Below are 18,038 nucleotides of genomic sequence, written 5' to 3'. Positions count from 1 at the left end.
CCGAAGAACCTAGCGACAGGTGAGGAGGGGAGTGCCGTGTTCGACGATCGCAGTCCGATCTATCTGCAGATCGCGGAGCAGATCAAGAACGACATCGTCACCGGCGCCCTCGCCGAGGACGAGCAGGTCATGTCGACCAACCAGTACGCCGCGTTCTACCGGATCAACCCCGCCACCGCCGCCAAGGGCTTCGCCCAGTTGGTCGACGAGGGCGTGCTCTACAAGAAGCGCGGGATCGGCATGTTCGTCAGCCCGAACGCCCGCGACCTTCTCCGGACCGGCCGGCGAGACTCGTTCTTCGCCGACGTGGTCGACCCGATGATCCGTGAGGCCAAGGCGATCGGCGTACCGCTCGCCGACGTCGTGAAGCACATCCAGAAGGATGGTGAGCAGTGAGCGGCCTGGGAGTGACGACCGAGAACCTGACCGTCGCGTTCGCCGGCGTACCGGCCCTTGACGGGCTGGACCTCCGGCTCGCGCCGGACAAGATCCACGGCCTGCTGGGCCGCAACGGTTCCGGCAAGAGCACCTTGGCTGCAGTCCTGGCCGGCTTCCGGCAGCCCGATGGCGGGCGGGTGCTGATCGAGGGCGACGAGCTGGGTTCGCTGCCGCCGTACGAGGATGCCGTCGTGACGAGCCGGATCTGCCTGATCCGCGAGTCGGGTGACCTGGTCGACTCTGCACCCGTCCGGCATGTGCTCGGGCTGGCCAGCAGCCTGCGGCCGTACTGGAACGACGAGTTGGCCGGTGAGCTGCTCGACAAGTTCGAAGTACCGACGAAGAAGAAGGTGCAGAAGCTCTCCCGCGGCAAGAAGTCGGCGCTCGGGGTCGTGCTGGGGCTGGCCAGTCGCGCGCCGCTGACGATCTTCGACGAGACCTACCTCGGGATGGACGTGCCGTCGCGCAACCTCTTCTACGACGCGCTGCTCGCCGACTACACCGAAGTACCGCGGACGATCATCCTGTCCACCCACCTGGTCAGCGAGGTCAGCGCGCTGCTCGAAGAGGTCGTCATCCTCGACAACGGGCGGCTGGTGACCCAGTCGCCGGTCGACTCGCTGCGCGGTCGCGGCGCCTCGATCGTCGGGCCGGCCGCGGCGGTCGACGAGGTGACCGCCGGCTTGACCGTGCTCGCCGAGCAACGGCTCGGTGGTACCAAATCGTCAACGGTGCTTGGCGATCTGGACGACGCGCTGCTCACGAAGGCGCGTTCGGCCGGCCTTGAGATCGGCCCGGTCGGCCTGCAGGAACTCTTCGTCCACCTGACCGGTACGACGCGCTCGAAGGAGGGCTCCGCATGACCACCCAGACCCAGACCCGGGCCCGTACCGCGGCCCTGCCGGGCGGCATCACCTCGCTCGACCGGCTCAAGCGCGTCGTCGCCTCGATGTCCGTCGGTCTGCGCCCGATGATCGTCGGCTACTGGCTGGTGATGACCGGGTCGTTCCTGATCGGCGGGCTGATCTCGCAACTGGTCGGCGGCGGGCTCGACCACAGCATCTGGGACTACGGCACCCAGTCGCCGAAGTACTTCTCCTCGGCGATCGGGATCACCCTGGTGCCGGCGCTGTTCAACCTGCTGATCGCGCACGGCATCACCCGGCGGATGTTTTCCGTTGCCGCCAGCATCCTTCTGGTCGGCGCGGCGGCGGCTACCGCGCTGCTCTGGGTCGTTGCGTACCAGGTGGAGCGCGTCATCTACGACTGGGCCGGGCTCACCCAGGCGTTGGCCAATCCGCATCTGTTCACCAAGACCTCGCAGGCAGGGCTGATCTTCACCGAGTTCTTCCTGCTGATCGTCGCGCACGAGGCCGCCGGCTGGCTGATCGGTATCAGCTTCTACCGGTTCGGTTTCTGGAAGGGTCTCCTGCTGCTGCCGCTCGGCGTACTGCCGGCCGCCGCGGCGGAACTCCTGCTGGTCGCGCAATGGCTCGCCGAGGCGTTGCGTAGTACCGGCTATCACCGTCCACCGCTGGCGATCGGCGTACCGGGAGTGCTCGTGGTCAGCGCACTCGGCCTGTACTTCGGTTACCTGCTGCTCCGCCCGATGGCGCTCAAACCCGCCAAGGGCTGATCCCACACTTCTTCCGCAGTAGTAGGGAGGCTCCGCCATGCCCAGAAACAAGCTTGATGACGACCTGGTGGTCGTCAACTTCCTCCGCAAGACCTACGGCGCGACCGTCGCCGTCGACAATGTCTCGCTGACCGTTCGCGAGGGTGAGATCTTCGGCATCCTCGGCCCGAACGGCGCCGGCAAGACCACCACGGTCGAGGCGATCGCCGGACTCCGCCAGCCCGACTCCGGTACGGTCCGAGTCGCCGGCCTGAATCCGTACAAGCGGCGTAGCCAGATCACCTCGCTGATCGGCGTCCAGTTGCAGGCGAGCGAACTGCCCGACCGGATCAAGACCCGCGAGGCGCTCGAGCTGTACGCATCCTTCTACCCGAACCCGGCCGACCCAGCGCAGTTGCTCGAGCAGCTCGGGCTGACCAAGGTGCAGGACACCGCGTTCGCCAAGCTGTCCGGTGGGCAGAAGCAGCGGTTGTCGATCGCGCTCGCACTGATCGGCAACCCGAAGATCGCGATCCTCGACGAACTGACCACCGGCCTCGACCCACAGGCGCGGCGGGACACCTGGGAGCTGGTCAAGCAGATCCGCGACTCGGGCGTGACCATCATCCTGGTCACCCACTTCATGGAAGAGGCCGAGTACCTCTGCGACCGGATCGCCATCATCGACGCCGGCCTGGTCGTCGCGCTGGACACCCCGGCCGGTCTGGTCGCCTCGGCCCGTGCCGAGCAGCGGATCAGCTTCCAGGTCCCCGGCACGCTCGACGAAACGATCCTGAAAGCCTTGCCGGCGGTGAACTCCGTGATCCGCGACGGTGACCGGATCGTTGTCACCGGCAACGATGACCTGCTGGTCGCGGTCGTCACCGAACTAGCGAGCCGCGGTCAGGCGCCGCTCGACCTGCACACCGAGCAGACCACCCTGGACGACGCCTTCCTCGCCTTGGCGGGCCGGAGCTTCGAAGGAGCGGACCGATGAGCCAGACCCTCACTCTCACCCGGATTGAGAGCAAGCTGTTCCTGCGCGAGTGGGCCGGGCTGTTCTTCGTCTTCGTGCTGCCGGTCGGCCTGCTGACGATCTTCTCGCTGATGGACGACGGCAGCGGTTCGAGCGACGGGGTGCCGGCCAGCTTCCTGCCCACGATGGCGATCGGGATCGGGATCGGCATCCTCGGCCTGGCGACGCTGCCGATGATCCTGGCGGGCTACCGCGAGAAGGGCATCCTGCGCCGGATGTCGACCACGCCGGTACGCCCGGTGAAACTCCTGGTCGCCCAGCTGCTCCTGCATCTGGCCGCCGGTGTCGTGGTGATCGCCCTCATCCTCGGTCTGGGCTCCGCCGTCTTCGGTGCGGACCTGCCTGCCGCACCGTTGCCCTTCGCGCTCTCAGCCGTGCTCTACACGGTCGCCGAGCTGTCGATCGGCGTACTGATCGCCGGTCTCGTCTCGACCGCCAAAGGCGCGAGTATCGTCGGCAACATCCTGTTCTTCCCGAGCATGTTCTTCGCGGGTGTCTGGACGCCTGGCGATCTGATGCCGCACGCGCTCCGCTGGGTTCGCGACATCACTCCGATGGGCGCGGGGATGACCAGCATGCAAGATGCGTGGTCAGGTCATTGGCCTGGTCTCGAACACGTCGTCGCCCTGGTCGCGGTGACCGTCGCTTGCGTCGCTCTGGCGGCTCGCTTCTTCCGCTGGGAATGACAGGTTATACACAGGGGGTGTGTATAACATCGGCCGTTTCTGTGGACGGTCGGGTACTCACTGTGGACGACACGCTCACAGTGGAAGATTCGCGGATCCTCTTTGTGAGAAGGGGTTGTGCGCGCACCGGCCGCCGGGGTAGAAATGTCGACACGCTGTTCCTCCGGGAGCGGCGGGTCGGGCGGAAACCGAGGACCCTCGCGGTGGGGATCCCCACTGAGGTAGACCGGTGACGGGGTCTGCCGGAGCTGACGGACCCGTTCGGGAGGCTGGAGACGTCACCTTCCTTCAGCTATACGTGGGCCCCTCCGACTCATACTCGGAGGGGCTCACTTCTTTGTCCGCACGAAAGACCGGCCGGTGCACTTCATGCACCGGCCGGTCTCGTTAGAGCGCTCAGACGAGCGTGATCCGCAGGGTGGAACGCGACCCACGAGCAGTCACGTGCACCTCGGTTCCCCGCGCCGTCGTCACCAGCTTGTACTGCGCAGCGCGACCGTCCAGCGCCACCGCACGCACCTTCGCGCCCGCAGGCAGCACTGCGCCAACCGTGACGGTTGCCGACAGCCCCTTGCTGGTCACCTCGGCTCGAAGCTCCTTGCCTGCAAGGGATGCAGAGACATCGACCGATCCACGGCCGAGCCGGATGTTGCTGCCAGCCACCTTCTGCTGGCCACCCGGAATCTGCGGTACGACGGAGACCTTCCCGTGCCCCAGATCTGGATCGACCCCGAGCTGCTGGTGCACGACCGGCCACAGGATGCCGTACGTGCCCCACGCCTGCATCGTCATCGAGCGGTCGGTGAACGCCCGGTCGATGTTCGCCGGCGAGTCCGGCGACGGCGCGATCTCCGGCATGCCACCCGGCGTCTCCCAGACGTTCGGGTCGAGCTGGATCCGCGCGTTGCCGGTGGTGTAGACCTGCTGCTGGTTCTGGCCGAGTCGCCCGAAGTTGCCCTCGGCAACGGCCATGATGGAGGTGTTCAGCGAGAAGATGCTCCGCTCGCTCTTCACCGCCGAGACCACGGTGTCGCACGACGCCCCGGGGTTGCCCGCGGGATCTGAGGTCGGACCGGTTCCGGTGTGGAACAATCCGAATTCGCCTGTGTAGCAAGGCTTCTCGCGCTGGTCGAGCGCTGTCTTGGCGTGCTCACTCGATGCCAGGGGAGTGGTCGGCTGACCCGGGCTGACCAGCTCGGCCTCCATCGGGGTGACGCCGGTCCAGTGCCGCTGGAAGATCGGCGTGTTGTCGTTCGCCGGGTCGGTGGGGTTGTCGATCGAGTCGGCGTACCCGAAGGCCTGGTCGACCCACCACTGGCTCTCGAACCGCTTCTCCAGGTCGGTCGCCTTGCCAGTCGCCCACTGCTGCGTCGCCCGGTCGTGCTTCGACGCCGCGAGATCAGCCAGGTCGCGCAGTCCTCGGGCGAGGTACACGGTGCTGTCGAGTTTCTCCGTCCCCATCCCGTTGCGCTCGACGTTGGCAAGGCCCTCGAGCCAGCCGTCGCCGTCCTTGTCGAGTTCGCGGTAGACGTACTTGAGGTTGCGGACGCTGAAGTCGTACATCTGGTCGCGGAACCGGTCGTCACCCGTCCAGCGCCACAGCAGTGCGACGATGCTGGGGAACTTGACCGTCTCGTCGGTGTTGCCGGCGCTGGTGTTCGAGCCGAAGTAGACATCGCCGGTCGGCGTCACTTCGTGGGCGACCTTGCCGCTGCGGTCGTTGAGCAGGTCGCTCACATCGCGCAGTGCCCGCAGGTGGGCTTTCACGGTGTCGAACTGGCCAGCCGCAACGGCGGCGTACGAGGTGTATTCGCCGTCGGTCGCGAACAGCCAGGGGTAGTCGGGGAAGCCGGCGCCGAACCAGCGGGCGACGTCGACGGTGCCGCTCGGTGCGGGGTACGACTTGCCCTCGTTGACGTCGCGGATCTGCAGGTTGTGCGCCTCCTGGACGGAGTCGGCGAGGTTCTGCTTGCTCCACTCGACGCTCTGCTGCAGCAGCCGGTCACCAGGCAGGTCCACTGCGGACATCGCACCGAGCGCGGCGCGACTGTTCTTCTTTGCCCGCAGCAACTTCTCGGGATTGCTGACGGCCTTCTTGTACTCGCGTTGGGCCGCGGCCTTGCTCTCGTCCGATCCGGCGACGGCGAACCACACGGTCGTCGTACGGCCGGGCTTCAGGTTGATGTCGTAGCTGAGCTGCCCGCCGGTGCCCTTGCCGAAGGCGGTGTCGTCGCAGTGCTTGGGAGCATCGCCGTCGGCCGGGCAGATGACGGCGGGGTCCTGCGGGCCGCGATGGTTCGGGCCGAGTGCGTGGTTGGTCGGCTTGAGGGTTGATCCGACGAGCGCGGTGTAGTCGTGTTCGGCGGCGTTGGGCACTGGCGGGGTGCCCTGGTCGCGGAACTGCAGCATGCCATCGGCGTACGAGCCCGTGTCCGGAAGGTTGGTCTGGCCCGCGTTGGGCGTCGTCCCACCCCAGGGATACGTCGGCATGAGCTCCGAGTGCGCGTCGACGGCGAGGCTGACTGTCTTCGCGGTGCTGGACTTGAAGGTCAGCCCGACGACCGTCGCTCGGATTCCGTCCGGCACGAAGTCGGTCCGCTCGACACTGACGGCTCCCGGATAGCTGATTCGCTGGTAGCCCTGGCCGCTCGCGTACTTCGCGGCCGCGGTGTCCTTGCCGAGCCACGACCCGTCGACGCCGAACCAGATTCCGTCCAGCAACTTCAACGGCGCGGACCAGATCCCACCCATCTCGCCGCGGGTGTGCCATCCGGTGGCCGGATAGAGCCCGGTCTCGTCGCCCATCGCATAGGCGCGGTCGCCGACAACCAATGACCGCCGGTCGCTAAGACGGCTCGTCTCGGACAACTCACTCGGCTGCACGGTGGGGTCTGGGTGACTGGCAACAGGTGCGGTTGCAGTTGCAAGGGAGGGGAGCCCGCTGAGGGCGAGGACCGTTGCCGAGGCGAGTAGGCCGGCTGCACCGGCGTACCGTCTGCTTCTTGGCCTTGTGGTTGGTCTGCTTCGTCCGACAGGGCGGGGTGTCATGACGTGCTTCCTCCTTCTGGTGGCGTCTGAGCGCCACCTGCGTCAGCCCGGGGCTGAGCTGCCCCTGACTACTAGCTCGGGTTGCAGGAGTCGTTCGGTGGGACCGGTGGGGTCCAGCGTGGTGAGGATGTCGATCAGTTCGGTGGCGATCCGGTCCATCGGCTGGCGGATGCTGGTCAGCGCGGGGGAGACGACCGACGCGAGCGGCGAGTCGTCGAAGCCGGTCACCGCGACCTCCGTCCCCGCGACCACTCCACGCCGAGTGAGCTCCCGCAACGCCCCCAGCGCGAGAATGTCGCTGATGGCAACGATCGCGTCGACCTCCGGATCCGCGTCGAGAAGGTCCGCGGTGGCGCGGGCGCCGGCATCGATCGTGTCCTCGGGACAGTGGATCGCCAGTTCGCGATCAGCCGGCAGTCCGAGTTGGCGGCAGCTCGACTGCCACCCGCTCAACCGGTTCTCCGCGAGCCCGGAAGTCTCCGGCCAACTCAGGAAGGCGATCCGCCGCCGCCCGGTGTCGTACAGATGCCGCACCGCGGCCGCACATCCACCAGCGCCGTCGACATCAACCCAAGGCCCCGGCTGCGTGGACTCGCCCCACACCCGCCCGAACGACACGAACGGGATCTGCTGCTCCTTCAGCCAGCCGTGCCGCGGGTCATGCGTCTCGGTCTGCGACAACACGAATCCGTCCACCAGCCGGCGCGCGTGCAGATCCTCGTAGACCGGCATGCCGTCGACGCCGATCGGTGCCGTGAACAACAAGATGTGCCGTCCACTGCTCTCCGCCGAGGCGCATAGCGCGTGCAGGAACTGGTCCATCACCAGATGCGCCTGACCGTTGGGCCAGCTCGGCACGCAGTACCCGATCAGCTCGACCGCGCTCGTCCGGAGGCTGCGCGCGTTACGATTGGGCCGGTAGTTGAGGAGCTCGATCGACCGGGTCACTCGTTGCAGGGTGTCCGGTCGTAGCCGGTGAGGCGCATTGAGGGCGTTGGAGACGGTCTGTACCGAAACCTCCGCGTGAGCGGCAACCTGCTTCAGCGTAGCCACGAACCAACCTCCCGACGCACCAGAAGCCACCCGTTTTAACGTTCAAATCCTCACCGCAGTCTCACTGCCAACCCCCTTCCCTGTCAACGGCTGATCAGTACCCACCGCCCATCCGCCCGCTCCATTGCCCGCGCTGCGCGCGTCGCCTTCGGCGGTTTCGGGCGAGCCACGGTCAGGTCAGACGAGGCGGTCCCGTACGCAGGATTTGGTGCGCCTCCGCGACTGGTCCCGGCGCGATCCATCGCCCCCACCAGGTCGCCCCCGCCGCTGCAAACGCAGCTGGATCCCCACCGCTTGCCTTCACCTCGAACCCGTCCACGCCGGCGGCGGCGCCCAGGGCGTCGGGGGCGTCGGTGGGGTCGGCCCCGTCGGGGCGTGGTGCTTGGCGGGCGGCGAGGAGGTGGCGGATGTCTTCGGGGGTCGTTTGCTGGGGCGCTGCTGTGGTGCCTTTGTAGGCGCAGGAGCCATCCCAGCGGAGGATCCGGCGACGGACGGCGGGGACGAGAAAGTTGCCGCCTACCCAGATCGGGATGCGGGGACGCTGGAGTGGGGTGGCGGTCAGTTGGGCGCCGTCGAGTTGGTAGTGCTTACCGGCGTACCGGACGGGCTCACCCGTCCACAGGGCGGTGATGATCTCCAGCGATTCGTCCAGCTTCTCGGCCAGTTCGCGGGGAGTGCCGGTCAGGAACGGGTCGTCCGGGTCGCCGATCCCGACGCCGAGGATCAGCCGGCCGTTCGACAGGTGATCCAGGGCGACGGCCTCGGCGGCGAGCTGCCACGGATGGCGCCGGGGGACCGGCGTCACGGTGGTACCGAGGGTGATCCTCGAGGTCGCACACGCCATCGCCGCCAGACAGATCCAAGGATCGTACGTCGGTTCCGCGACGTCCCCCTGATAGACGAGATAGTCCTCCAGGAACACCCCGTCCCACCCACTGTCCTCCGCCATCCGCGCCAACTCAGCCAGCCCCCGCGGATCCCGCCCCGCCCCCACCGCCCCGAACGTCACCGAGAACTTCATCGCCCCAAGCTAGCCACCCCCACCGACAGAACCCTCCTGCCGGCAGGCCTGCCCGCCCACCGCCTGCCCGCCAGTCAAGCCGCGTGGCCGCCGTCGACGTTCAGTTCGGTGCCGGTGACGTAGGCACCTCCTGGTCCTGCGAGGTAGAGGACTGCTGCGGCGACATCGTCGACGGTGCCGAAGCGGTCGAGGGCCAGGAACGAGCGCTGGGCTGCTGCGAACGGCCCATCCGCCGGGTTCATCGACGTGTCGGTCGGGCCGGGCTGGACGACGTTCGACGTGATGCCGCGGGCGCCGAGGTCGCGTGCCATGCCCCGGTTCATCCCGACGACGGCCGACTTGCTCATCGCGTACAGGCTCATCCCGGGACCGGTGTTCCGATCGGCGATGCAGCTGCCGATGTGGATCATCCGGCCGCCATCAGCCAGCACAGCGGCTGCAGCCTGCGCAGCGACGTACAGGCCGCGGACGTTCACCGCGAGCACCCGATCCAGTTCCTCGAGCGTCACGTCGCCGAGCATCCCCATCGTCCCGACGCCGGCGTTGTTGACGAAGACATCGAGCCCACCCAGTACTTCGTACGCCGTACCGACCGCCTCCCGCACCGCGCCCGCATCGGCCGCGTTCGCCGGGATCGCAAACCCGCGACGCCCCACCGCCTCGATCTCCTTGACCACCGCAGCCGCCTCGTCGGGCGAACGGTGGTAGGTGATCGCGACATCCGCCCCACCCACCGCCAGCGCAACCGCCACTGCAGCCCCGATCCCACGGCTGCCTCCGGTCACCATTGCCATCTTTCCGTTGAGTTCTGTCATGCCTTCAGTCCACCCGCTCGGACCCGGCCGGGCTGGCGGAAATACGACTCCGGATCCTGACGTCGTTTTTCCGCTGAATCTCGACTGGGGCGGTGGGGTGGGAAATGTATTTGATGGCGCAAATCCGCTAGAAACTGTCGGCGGTGCCGTGGATGCTGGAGCACGTGTACGAATGTGTCGAGCGGTGCGTGCGAGCGGTCCAGTCGAAGGACGCCCGCTTCGACGGCTGGTTCTTCACGGCCGTACTGACCACCAAGATCTACTGCCGCCCGAGCTGCCCGGTGGTCCCGCCCAAGGTCAAGAACATGCGCTTCTACCCGAGCGCCGCCGCGGCCCAGCAAGCGGGATTCCGGGCCTGCAAGCGCTGCCGCCCGGACGCGAGCCCGGGCTCACCGGAGTGGAACGATCGCGCCGACCTGGTCGCCCGCGCGATGCGGCTGATCGGCGACGGAGTGGTCGACCGCGACGGCGTACCGGGCCTCGCGACCCAACTCGGCTACAGCGTGCGGCAGGTGCAACGACAACTGCAGGCCGAGCTCGGCGCCGGACCACTCGCGCTGGCCAGAGCGCAGCGAGCGCAGACCGCGCGGCTGTTGATCGAGACCAGCTCGCTGCAGATGGCCGACGTCGCGTTCGCCGCCGGATTCTCCAGCGTGCGGACCTTCAACGAGACTGTGCAAGAGGTCTTCGCGCTGTCGCCGAGTGAGTTGCGCACAAAGGCCAAACGGGGCGACGCGCAGGCTACCCCCGGCACGATCTCGCTGCGCCTCCCGTTCCGCCAGCCGTTGACGCCGGACAACCTCTTCGGGCACCTGATCGCCACCGGAGTGCCGGGTGTGGAGGAGTGGCACGACGGCGCGTACCGGCGAACCTTGCGACTCCCGCACGGTCACGGCGTCGTGGCCCTCCGCCCGATGCCCGACCACATCGCTTGCCAGCTCTCGCTCACCGACCAGCGCGACCTCTCGATCGCGATCAGCCGCTGCCGCCGGATGCTCGACCTCGACGCGGACCCCGTCGCCGTCGACGACCTGCTCAAGACAGATCCGGTACTAGCTCCGCTGATCGAGAAGGCGCCCGGGCGACGGGTGCCGCATACGGTCGACGGCGAGGAGTTCGCCGTGCGGGCTGTGCTCGGTCAACAGGTGTCGACGGCGGCCGCGCGGACTCATGCGAGTCGGCTCGTGCAGGCATACGGTGAACCGATCGATGATCCGCAGGGCAACCTGACCCATCTGTTCCCGACGATGCAGGCGCTGGCCGGGCTCGATCCCGAGACGCTGGCCTTCCCGAAGTCACGGCGTACGACGCTGACCACGTTGATCGCAACCCTCGCGGCCGGTGAGATCGACCTCGGCGCGGGCAGTGACTGGGACAAGGCGCGCGAGCAGCTCGCGGCGCTGCCCGGCATCGGACCGTGGACCGTCGAGTCGATCGCGATGCGCGCGCTCGGCGATCCAGATGCCTTCGTGGCAAGCGATCTGGGCATCAAGTACGCCGCTCGCGATCTCGGGTTGCCCGAGGCCCCTAAAGCGCTGATCGCCCATGCGCGGGCGTGGCGGCCTTGGCGGGCGTACGCGGTGCAGTACCTGTGGGCGACCGGCGACCATGCCATCAACAAGATTCCACCTGTCGAAAACTCGGAGTGAGATGAGCGAGCTGATCACCGACCGCCTGCTGCTCAGACAATGGAAGGACAGCGACTACGAACCGTACGCCGCGCTGAACGCCGACCCGGCCGTGATGGAGCATTTCCCGAACGTGATGACCCGGGCGGAGAGCGACGCGATGGTCGACCGGGTCAAGGCGGCGTTGGACGAGCTGGGCTTCGGGCTGTGGGCCGTCGAAGTACGGGAGAGCGGGCAGTTCATCGGATTCATCGGGCTGTCGGTGCCGACCTTCGACGCGCCGTTCCTGCCGGGGGTCGAGGTCGGCTGGCGGCTCGCGAAAGATGCCTGGGGCAAGGGTTATGCGACCGAAGGGGCGCGCGCCGCGCTGGCGTACGGGTTCGGAGAGGCGGGGCTGGACGAGGTGCTGTCGTTCACCGCGACGACGAACAAGCCGTCCCAGCGGGTGATGGAGCGGATCGGCATGACCCACGACGAGGCCGGCGACTTCGATCACCCGCGATTGCCGGATGGGCATCGGCTGCAGCGGCATGTGCTCTACCGGATCACTCGCGCGCAGTGGGAGGCGGCACAGTGACCTACGCGGTGATCGACAGCCCGCTCGGTCCGCTCACGCTGGTCGCGGCCGATACTGGCGAGCTGGCCGGCCTGTACCTGGAGCAGCACCGGCACCGTCCGCCGCTGGAGACCTTCGGGTTGCGCGACGACTCGATCCTGCCGGAGGTACAGCAGCAGTTGAAGGAGTACTTCGCCGGCGACCGCACCACCTTCGACGTACCACTCAGGCTGACCGGAACCCCTTTCCAGCAAAGGGTTTGGGAGGCGCTGAAGGACATCCCGTACGGCGAGATCACGACGTACGGCCAACTCGCCGCCACCCTCGGACTGGTGCCAGGCGCCTCCCGCGCGGTCGGGCTGGCCAACGGCAAGAACCCGGTCAGCATCATCGTCCCCTGCCATCGCGTCGTCGGCTCGACCGGCAGCCTCACCGGCTACGGCGGCGGCCTCGACCGCAAGCAACGCCTACTCCACCACGAACGAGCCGACGTACTCTTCTGAACAAAGTGCTCACTAGATGAGCACTTATAGTCGGCATGCTGTTCTCATGAACACAGAGGCCAAGGCCAAGCAGGTAGTCACCGACGACGAGGCGTTCGCGCCGGCGACGGTCGAGGAGTGGCGCGAGTGGTTGGCGGCCAACGGCCGGACCTCGCGGTCGGTGTGGGTGATCGTCCGGCGCGACGGCGCTGGTATCGACCTGGCCGAGGCGGTCGAGCATGCGTTGTGCTTCGGCTGGATCGACAGCAAGACGCTGCGCCGCGACGCCACCAGCACCTACCAGACCTTCACCCCACGCAACCCCCGCAGCACCTGGAGCCAGGTCAACCGAGACCGCGCCGAACGCCTCCTCGCCGCCGGCCTGATGGCAGCACCCGGCCAGGAGCTGATCGACCTGGCCCACGAGACCGGCACCTGGGACTGCCTAGCCGAAGCCCAGAACGGCGTAATCCCCGCCGACCTCCAAGCCGAGCTGGACCAGCACCCGGAGGCAGCAATGCATTTCGCCGCCTTCCCCCCATCCTCCAAGCGCCGAATCCTCGAATGGATCGCCCTGGCCAAACGCCCCGAAACCCGCACCACCCGCATCACCCAAACAGTCACCCTCGCCGCGCTAAACCAGCGCGCCAACCACCCCAACTGACCCCACCGCCCCCGGACTTACCCCACCGCCACCCACCCCCGGGCTGACCGCGGCGCCTCCGCTCCCACCCTCCCGCTCCGCCATCTGAGGGGTTATCCCCTCAGTTTGTGGGTTGCCTCGCCAGAATCACACGGGGCAACCCACCGATTGAGGGGATAACCCCGCTCACCGCGGGTCCGCCAGTCGGACTGCCCATGGCCGTCAGGATGGGGCGCGTCAGCTTCGGGTGTCTGCGGTGTCTGCGGTGTCTGCGGGGTCGTCCAGGCGTTCGGCGGCTGGGGCCGCGACCGGTTCGGGCTTGTTCCGGAGGTTGGTTAGTTTGCGGGCTGCTGGCTCGGTGAAGCGGGCGGTGACGGGGCCGAGGATGACGAGGATGAGGACGTACGCCGTTGCCAGCGGGCCGAGGCGGGGCTCGACTCCGACGGCCAGACCGGCGATGACGATCGAGAACTCGCCGCGGGCGACCAGCGTGCCGCCCGCGCGCCAGCGGCCGGCCGACTTCACGCCGGCCTTGCGAGCGGCGTACCAGCCAGTCGCGATCTTGGTCAGTGCGGTCAGTACTGCGAGCGCCAACGCGATCCCCAGCACCGGCGGAATGTCCGCCGGGTCAGTGCTCAACCCGAAGAACACAAAGAAGACGGCCGCAAACAGATCCCGCAACGGGCTCAGCAGATTGCGCGCCCCCTTCGCGACCTCACCCGACAACGCGATCCCGACCAGGAACGCCCCGACCGCCGCCGACACCTGCAGCTTCTGCGCGACACCGGCGACCAGCAACGTCAGCCCCAGTACTACGAGCAGCAACATCTCCGGATTGTCCGAGGAGACCGCCCGGCTGATCACCCGTCCGTAGCGCAAGGCAACGAACAGCACGATGCTCACCGTGCCCAGCGAGATCAGCAACGTCACGCTGCCACCGGCTAGCCCGGCACCAGCGAGCAACGCCGTCAGGATCGGCAGATAGACCGCCATCGAAAGGTCTTCCAGCACCAGGATCCCGAGCACGATCGGCGTCTCGCGATTACCGAGCCGCCCGAGATCGCCGACCACCTTCGCGATCACGCCCGACGACGAGATCCAGGTGACGCCGGCCAGCGCGACCGCCGCGACCGGTCCCCAGCCGAGCAGCAACGCAACGGCGGCCCCGGGTAACGCGTTCAGCAGGAAGTCGACGACGCCGGACAAGTACTGCGTCTTGAGCGTCCCGACCAGATCGGCCGCCGTGTACTCGAGCCCGAGCAGCAACAGCAGCAGGATCACACCGATTTCGGCGCCGGTGGCAACGAACTCCTCGGACGCGTCCAGCGGCAGCAACCCGCCATGCCCGAAGGCCAGTCCGGCCAGCAGGTACAGGGGAATCGGCGAGAAGCCGACCCGGCCGGCGATCCGGCCAAGGATGCCGAGGGCAAGCAGTACGCCTCCGAGCTCGATCAGCAGGGCGGTCGTGTCATGCATCTCAGCCCCCCGTGATCAGCTCGGCGACGGCGTCGACACCCTCACGGGTACCGACCACGACGATCGTGTCCCCGGTGGCGAACCTGAAGTCGGGTGTCGGCGACGGCACTGCACCGGTACGGCGTAGTACGGCGACGATCGACGCGCCGGTCCGGCTGCGCGCCTGGGTGTCGCCGAGCGTGCGGCCGGAGTACGGAGAGCGGCTGGTGATCGGAATCTGCTCGGTGACCAGGTCGATCTCGATGTCACCGCGCAGCGGCTCGATCGGCGCGGGGATCAGCAGCTGGCCGAGCGCGCTCGCCTCGGCCGGGCCGAGCGGCACGCTGGCCTGGCAGTTGTCGTCGTCCTCGGGATCGTGGAACCCCAGGAACCGCCGGCCGTCCGTGTGCACCACCACCGAGACGTGCTTGCCGCCGTCGGTGGTGAGGTCGTACCGGGTGCCGATCCCGGGCAACGTGGTCCTGGTCGGGTGCTCCATGGAAGTTTCTCCGCTCCGCAATAGCTGGCGTCTGCAACCATTCTCCCTCATCAGACCAACCGGCCGGTGTGAACTGGCTTGCAATCAGGTGCACTGCAACGCGTTGCATAGGTATGGTCGGTGGCATGGCCCTCGAACACGCGATCCTCGTCTCGCTGACCGAGCGCGCGGGGTCGGGCTACGAGCTGGCCCGGCGGTTCGACCGGTCGATCGGCTTCTTCTGGCCGGCGACCCATCAGCAGATCTACCGGGTGCTGCGCCGGATGGACGACGCAGGCTGGGTCACCCACACCGACGTCGCCCAGGACGGCCGCCCGGACAAGAAGGTCTACGAGGTCTCCGAAGCCGGCCGCTCTGAGCTTGCCCAGTGGATCGCCGAGCCCGTCGACCCGGCGATCTTGCGTGACGGGTTGGCGGTGAAGCTCCGCGGCGCCTCCTTGGGCGACGCTTCCGCAGTACTGCGGGAAGTCGAGCGGCACCGCGCCGAACACGCGATCCGGCTGGAGACGTACCGGAGTATCCAGCGCCGCGACTTTCCCAAGCCCGACAAACTCAACGGCCGTGAACTACACCAGTACCTCGTACTCCGCGGCGGTGTCCGCGCCGAGGAGTCGTTCCTCGGCTGGTGCGACGAAGTGATCCAGGCGATGCGATCGGAGGGCACCTCATGAGCGAGTACCCGAACCTGCTGGCCCCGCTCGACCTCGGCCACGTCACCCTGAAGAACCGGGTGATCATGGGGTCGATGCACACCGGTCTCGAGGACCGGGCCAAGGATTTGCCGAAGCTCGCCGCGTACTTTGCCGAGCGGGCACGCGGCGGCGTCGGCCTGATCGTCACGGGCGGCTACGCACCGAACCGGACCGGCTGGCTGACTCCCTTCGCCTCGAAGCTGACCACTCGCCGGGAGGCCCGTGGGCACCGTCAGGTCACGGATGCGGTGCACGCCGAGGGCGGGCTGATCGCGTTGCAGATCCTGCACGCCGGGCGCTATGCCTATCACCCGTTCAGCGTCTCGGCGTCGGCTGTGAAGGCACCGATCAACCCGTTCAAACCGCGGGCGTTGACGGATCGCGGCGTGCGGTCGCAGATCGCGGCGTACGTGAGGTGTGCGGCGCTGGCTCAGGAGGGCGGGTACGACGGGGTCGAGGTGATGGGGTCCGAGGGGTACTTCATCAACCAGTTCCTGGCCGAGCGGACCAACATGCGCCGCGATCGCTGGGGTGGCAGCGCGGAGAACCGGCGCCGGGTCGCGGTCGAGATCGTCCGGGGGATCCGCGAGCGGGTCGGGCCGGACTTCCTGATCATCTACCGGCTCTCGATGGCGGACCTGGTCCCGGGTGGGCAGGACTGGTCGGAGGTTGTTGCGTTAGGCAAGGAGATCGAGGCGGCGGGCGCGTCGATCATCAACACCGGGATCGGCTGGCACGAGGCGCGGGTGCCGACCATCGTGACGTCGGTGCCGCGGGCTGCTTTCACGTCGATCACGGCGTCGTTCCGGCCGCACGTCTCCATCCCGGTGGTGACGTCGAACCGGATCAACCTGCCACAGGTGGGCGAGGAGGTACTGGCTCGCGGCGACGCCGACCTGATCAGTATGGCTCGCCCGTTCCTGGCCGATCCGGAATGGGTGCTCAAGGCAACTGCTGACCGGGCGGACGAGATCAACGTCTGCATCGCCTGCAACCAGGCGTGCCTGGACCACGTGTTCGCTCGACAGCACGCGAGTTGCATGGTCAACCCACGCGCCGCTCGGGAGACCGAATTGGTGCTGCTGCCAACTCGGCGTACCCGCCGCATTGCCGTGGTCGGCGCCGGACCGGCGGGCTTGTCGGCTGCGGTCACCGCGGCAGAACGCGGTCATGACGTGGAGCTTTTCGAAGCAGACAACGAGATCGGCGGCCAGTTCGGCATCGCCCGCCGGATCCCCGGCAAGGAAGAATTCGCCGAAACCATCCGGTACTACGAACGCCGACTCGCATTGACCGGCGTCAAACTCCACCTCGGCCACCGTGCCGTCGCCGCTGACCTCGAAGGCTTCGACGAGGTCATCCTCGCCACCGGCGTCGTCCCGCGCATCCCGTCCATCCCCGGCATCGACCACGAGAAAGTCCTCTCGTACGTCGACGTAGTCCGCCACGGCCGCCCCGTCGGCAAGACGGTCGCCGTCATCGGCGCCGGCGGCATCGGGGTGGACGTCAGCGAGTTCCTCACCACGATCGACTCCCCGACCTTGGACCTCCCCGCCTGGAAAGCCGAATGGGGCGTCACCGACCCGCAAACAACCCCCGGCGCCCTCACCAAACCCCACCCCGAACCATCCCCGCGCCAGATCTACCTACTCCAACGCAAGCCCGGCAAAATCGGCGCCACCCTGGGCAAAACCACCGGCTGGGTCCACCGCGCCGCCCTGAAAAACAAGGGCGTAGAGCAACTGACCAACGTCAACTACGAACGCATAGACGACGAAGGCCTCCACCTGACCTTCGGCCCCAAACACGAAAACCCCCGCGTCCTGGCAGTCGACACCATCGTCATCTGCGCCGGCCAAGAACCGGTCCGCGACCTCTCCACCCCCACCACCCACCTAATCGGCGGCGCCGACCAGGCGACCGAACTAGACGCCAAACGAGCCATCCTCCAAGGCACCGAACTAGCCGCCACCCTGTAGAACAAGAACAAGAACAAGAACAAAGAACATATATAAATATGGGCTACGGGAGGCCGGTAGCTTCGGCTGAGCGTTGGCTCGGTCGGCAGTTGCGCCGGTTCGGCTAGAGCTTCAGCTCCGAGATCGGCGGCCTGCCAGCCGGCGGCTCGCGGCACGTGCAGGTGATCGGATGCCTTCGGTGTCGCACCCCTGTGAAGGCTGGCGATTCTCTCTGGCGTGGCCGTGGCCGCCAGGACTACTCGGGAGCGGGAGTCCCGAGGCGTCTTTTGTCGTCGCCCGCCTTTCGGTGAATCCGCTGGAGGCTCGGCGAGGAACTGATCAGCAGGTCGGTCATCTCCTCGGCTGTCTGCCTTCCCACGATCCGGGGTCCGCGGTCCACCACGCCTACTGGA

At 67.5% G+C, this 18,038-nt stretch carries 17 protein-coding genes; 11 read left to right on the top strand and 6 right to left on the bottom strand.

Features of this window, described 5'->3' with window-relative positions; genetic code table 11:
* Positions 1–36 precede the first annotated feature (36 nt).
* From OHA70_RS04525 to OHA70_RS04505, 5 genes are read left to right on the top strand one after another with little or no spacing between them, the layout of a single operon-like run.
* Entirely contained in the window at positions 37–396 is a 360-nt protein-coding gene (locus tag OHA70_RS04525; protein WP_328328834.1) for a GntR family transcriptional regulator, read from the top strand.
* Positions 393–1,301, top strand: a complete 909-nt coding sequence (locus tag OHA70_RS04520) for an ABC transporter ATP-binding protein (protein ID WP_328328832.1) — start codon at positions 393–395, stop codon at positions 1,299–1,301. The genes OHA70_RS04525 and OHA70_RS04520 overlap by 4 nt, the downstream gene beginning before the upstream one ends.
* The gene (locus OHA70_RS04515; RefSeq protein WP_328328830.1) at positions 1,298–2,074 is read left to right on the top strand and encodes a hypothetical protein; all 777 of its coding nucleotides are present in this window, start codon (positions 1,298–1,300) and stop codon (positions 2,072–2,074) included. The genes OHA70_RS04520 and OHA70_RS04515 overlap by 4 nt, the downstream gene beginning before the upstream one ends.
* A 37-nt stretch (positions 2,075–2,111) precedes the next feature.
* The gene (locus tag OHA70_RS04510) at positions 2,112–3,050 is read left to right on the top strand and encodes an ABC transporter ATP-binding protein (RefSeq protein WP_328328828.1); all 939 of its coding nucleotides are present in this window, start codon (positions 2,112–2,114) and stop codon (positions 3,048–3,050) included.
* Positions 3,047–3,775: an ABC transporter permease gene (locus OHA70_RS04505; RefSeq protein WP_328328826.1), complete on the top strand. Its 729-nt coding sequence runs from the start codon at positions 3,047–3,049 to the stop codon at positions 3,773–3,775. The genes OHA70_RS04510 and OHA70_RS04505 overlap by 4 nt, the downstream gene beginning before the upstream one ends.
* A gap of 396 nt (positions 3,776–4,171) precedes the next feature.
* On the opposite strand, the gene OHA70_RS04500 is transcribed toward OHA70_RS04505, so the two are convergent.
* The 4 genes from OHA70_RS04500 to OHA70_RS04485 all read right to left on the bottom strand — a co-directional run bounded on the left by OHA70_RS04500 (position 4,172) and on the right by OHA70_RS04485 (position 9,712).
* Positions 4,172–6,643 carry a glycogen debranching protein gene (locus tag OHA70_RS04500; RefSeq protein ID WP_328328824.1) on the bottom strand — a complete coding sequence of 824 codons (2,472 nt, stop codon included), beginning with the start codon at positions 6,641–6,643 and terminating at the stop codon, positions 4,172–4,174.
* Positions 6,644–6,865: 222 nt separating this feature from the next.
* Positions 6,866–7,876: a LacI family DNA-binding transcriptional regulator gene (locus OHA70_RS04495; protein ID WP_328328823.1), complete on the bottom strand. Its 1,011-nt coding sequence runs from the start codon at positions 7,874–7,876 to the stop codon at positions 6,866–6,868.
* A gap of 172 nt (positions 7,877–8,048) precedes the next feature.
* On the bottom strand, positions 8,049–8,897 hold the full coding sequence (locus OHA70_RS04490; RefSeq protein ID WP_328328821.1) for an LLM class flavin-dependent oxidoreductase: 849 nt from the start codon (positions 8,895–8,897) through the stop codon (positions 8,049–8,051).
* 74 nt (positions 8,898–8,971) lie between these two features.
* Positions 8,972–9,712, bottom strand: a complete 741-nt coding sequence (locus OHA70_RS04485; protein WP_328328819.1) for an SDR family NAD(P)-dependent oxidoreductase — start codon at positions 9,710–9,712, stop codon at positions 8,972–8,974.
* 152 nt (positions 9,713–9,864) lie between these two features.
* On the opposite strand from OHA70_RS04485, the gene OHA70_RS04480 reads away from it, so the two are divergent.
* From OHA70_RS04480 to OHA70_RS04465, 4 genes are read left to right on the top strand one after another with little or no spacing between them, the layout of a single operon-like run.
* Positions 9,865–11,361, top strand: a complete 1,497-nt coding sequence (locus tag OHA70_RS04480) for an AlkA N-terminal domain-containing protein (protein ID WP_328328817.1) — start codon at positions 9,865–9,867, stop codon at positions 11,359–11,361.
* A 1-nt stretch (position 11,362) separates the two neighbouring features.
* Positions 11,363–11,917 (top strand): GNAT family N-acetyltransferase, encoded by a 555-nt coding sequence (locus OHA70_RS04475; protein ID WP_328328815.1) that lies wholly within the window; start codon positions 11,363–11,365, stop codon positions 11,915–11,917.
* The gene (locus tag OHA70_RS04470) at positions 11,914–12,399 is read left to right on the top strand and encodes a methylated-DNA--[protein]-cysteine S-methyltransferase (protein ID WP_328328813.1); all 486 of its coding nucleotides are present in this window, start codon (positions 11,914–11,916) and stop codon (positions 12,397–12,399) included. The genes OHA70_RS04475 and OHA70_RS04470 overlap by 4 nt, the downstream gene beginning before the upstream one ends.
* A 46-nt stretch (positions 12,400–12,445) precedes the next feature.
* Complete coding sequence (locus OHA70_RS04465) at positions 12,446–13,042, top strand: YdeI/OmpD-associated family protein (protein ID WP_328328811.1); 597 nt, start codon at positions 12,446–12,448, stop codon at positions 13,040–13,042.
* Positions 13,043–13,258: 216 nt separating this feature from the next.
* Here the strand turns inward: OHA70_RS04465 and OHA70_RS04460 are convergent, their stop codons facing one another.
* Positions 13,259–14,497 carry a cation:proton antiporter gene (locus OHA70_RS04460; protein WP_328328809.1) on the bottom strand — a complete coding sequence of 413 codons (1,239 nt, stop codon included), beginning with the start codon at positions 14,495–14,497 and terminating at the stop codon, positions 13,259–13,261.
* Between the two features lies 1 nt (position 14,498).
* Positions 14,499–14,975: a cation:proton antiporter regulatory subunit gene (locus OHA70_RS04455; RefSeq protein ID WP_328328807.1), complete on the bottom strand. Its 477-nt coding sequence runs from the start codon at positions 14,973–14,975 to the stop codon at positions 14,499–14,501.
* A 125-nt stretch (positions 14,976–15,100) separates the two neighbouring features.
* Here OHA70_RS04455 and OHA70_RS04450 point away from each other — a divergent pair, with 125 nt between their 5' ends.
* Together OHA70_RS04450 and OHA70_RS04445 are read left to right on the top strand one after the other, a co-directional pair.
* Positions 15,101–15,646: a PadR family transcriptional regulator gene (locus tag OHA70_RS04450; protein ID WP_328328805.1), complete on the top strand. Its 546-nt coding sequence runs from the start codon at positions 15,101–15,103 to the stop codon at positions 15,644–15,646.
* Entirely contained in the window at positions 15,643–17,646 is a 2,004-nt protein-coding gene (locus tag OHA70_RS04445) for an NADPH-dependent 2,4-dienoyl-CoA reductase (RefSeq protein ID WP_328328803.1), read from the top strand. The genes OHA70_RS04450 and OHA70_RS04445 overlap by 4 nt, the downstream gene beginning before the upstream one ends.
* Positions 17,647–18,038 lie beyond the last annotated feature (392 nt).

Origin of the sequence: Kribbella sp. NBC_00382 (genome assembly GCF_036067295.1) — a bacterium.
Taxonomy (GTDB): Bacteria; Actinomycetota; Actinomycetes; order Propionibacteriales; family Kribbellaceae; genus Kribbella.
Note: the sequence above shows the minus strand (reverse complement) of the source record. Positions and strands in the feature narration are given on the sequence as shown.

Coding starts and splice junctions, on each gene's coding strand:
- OHA70_RS04445 (WP_328328803.1), top strand. CDS start 15,643: ATGAGCGAGTACCCGAACCTGCTGGCCCCGCTCGACCTCGGCCACGTC.
- OHA70_RS04475 (WP_328328815.1), top strand. CDS start 11,363: ATGAGCGAGCTGATCACCGACCGCCTGCTGCTCAGACAATGGAAGGAC.
- OHA70_RS04510 (WP_328328828.1), top strand. CDS start 2,112: ATGCCCAGAAACAAGCTTGATGACGACCTGGTGGTCGTCAACTTCCTC.
- OHA70_RS04490 (WP_328328821.1), bottom strand. CDS start 8,897: ATGAAGTTCTCGGTGACGTTCGGGGCGGTGGGGGCGGGGCGGGATCCG.
- OHA70_RS04460 (WP_328328809.1), bottom strand. CDS start 14,497: ATGCATGACACGACCGCCCTGCTGATCGAGCTCGGAGGCGTACTGCTT.
- OHA70_RS04450 (WP_328328805.1), top strand. CDS start 15,101: ATGGCCCTCGAACACGCGATCCTCGTCTCGCTGACCGAGCGCGCGGGG.
- OHA70_RS04505 (WP_328328826.1), top strand. CDS start 3,047: ATGAGCCAGACCCTCACTCTCACCCGGATTGAGAGCAAGCTGTTCCTG.
- OHA70_RS04465 (WP_328328811.1), top strand. CDS start 12,446: ATGAACACAGAGGCCAAGGCCAAGCAGGTAGTCACCGACGACGAGGCG.
- OHA70_RS04515 (WP_328328830.1), top strand. CDS start 1,298: ATGACCACCCAGACCCAGACCCGGGCCCGTACCGCGGCCCTGCCGGGC.
- OHA70_RS04480 (WP_328328817.1), top strand. CDS start 9,865: ATGCTGGAGCACGTGTACGAATGTGTCGAGCGGTGCGTGCGAGCGGTC.
- OHA70_RS04485 (WP_328328819.1), bottom strand. CDS start 9,712: ATGACAGAACTCAACGGAAAGATGGCAATGGTGACCGGAGGCAGCCGT.
- OHA70_RS04455 (WP_328328807.1), bottom strand. CDS start 14,975: ATGGAGCACCCGACCAGGACCACGTTGCCCGGGATCGGCACCCGGTAC.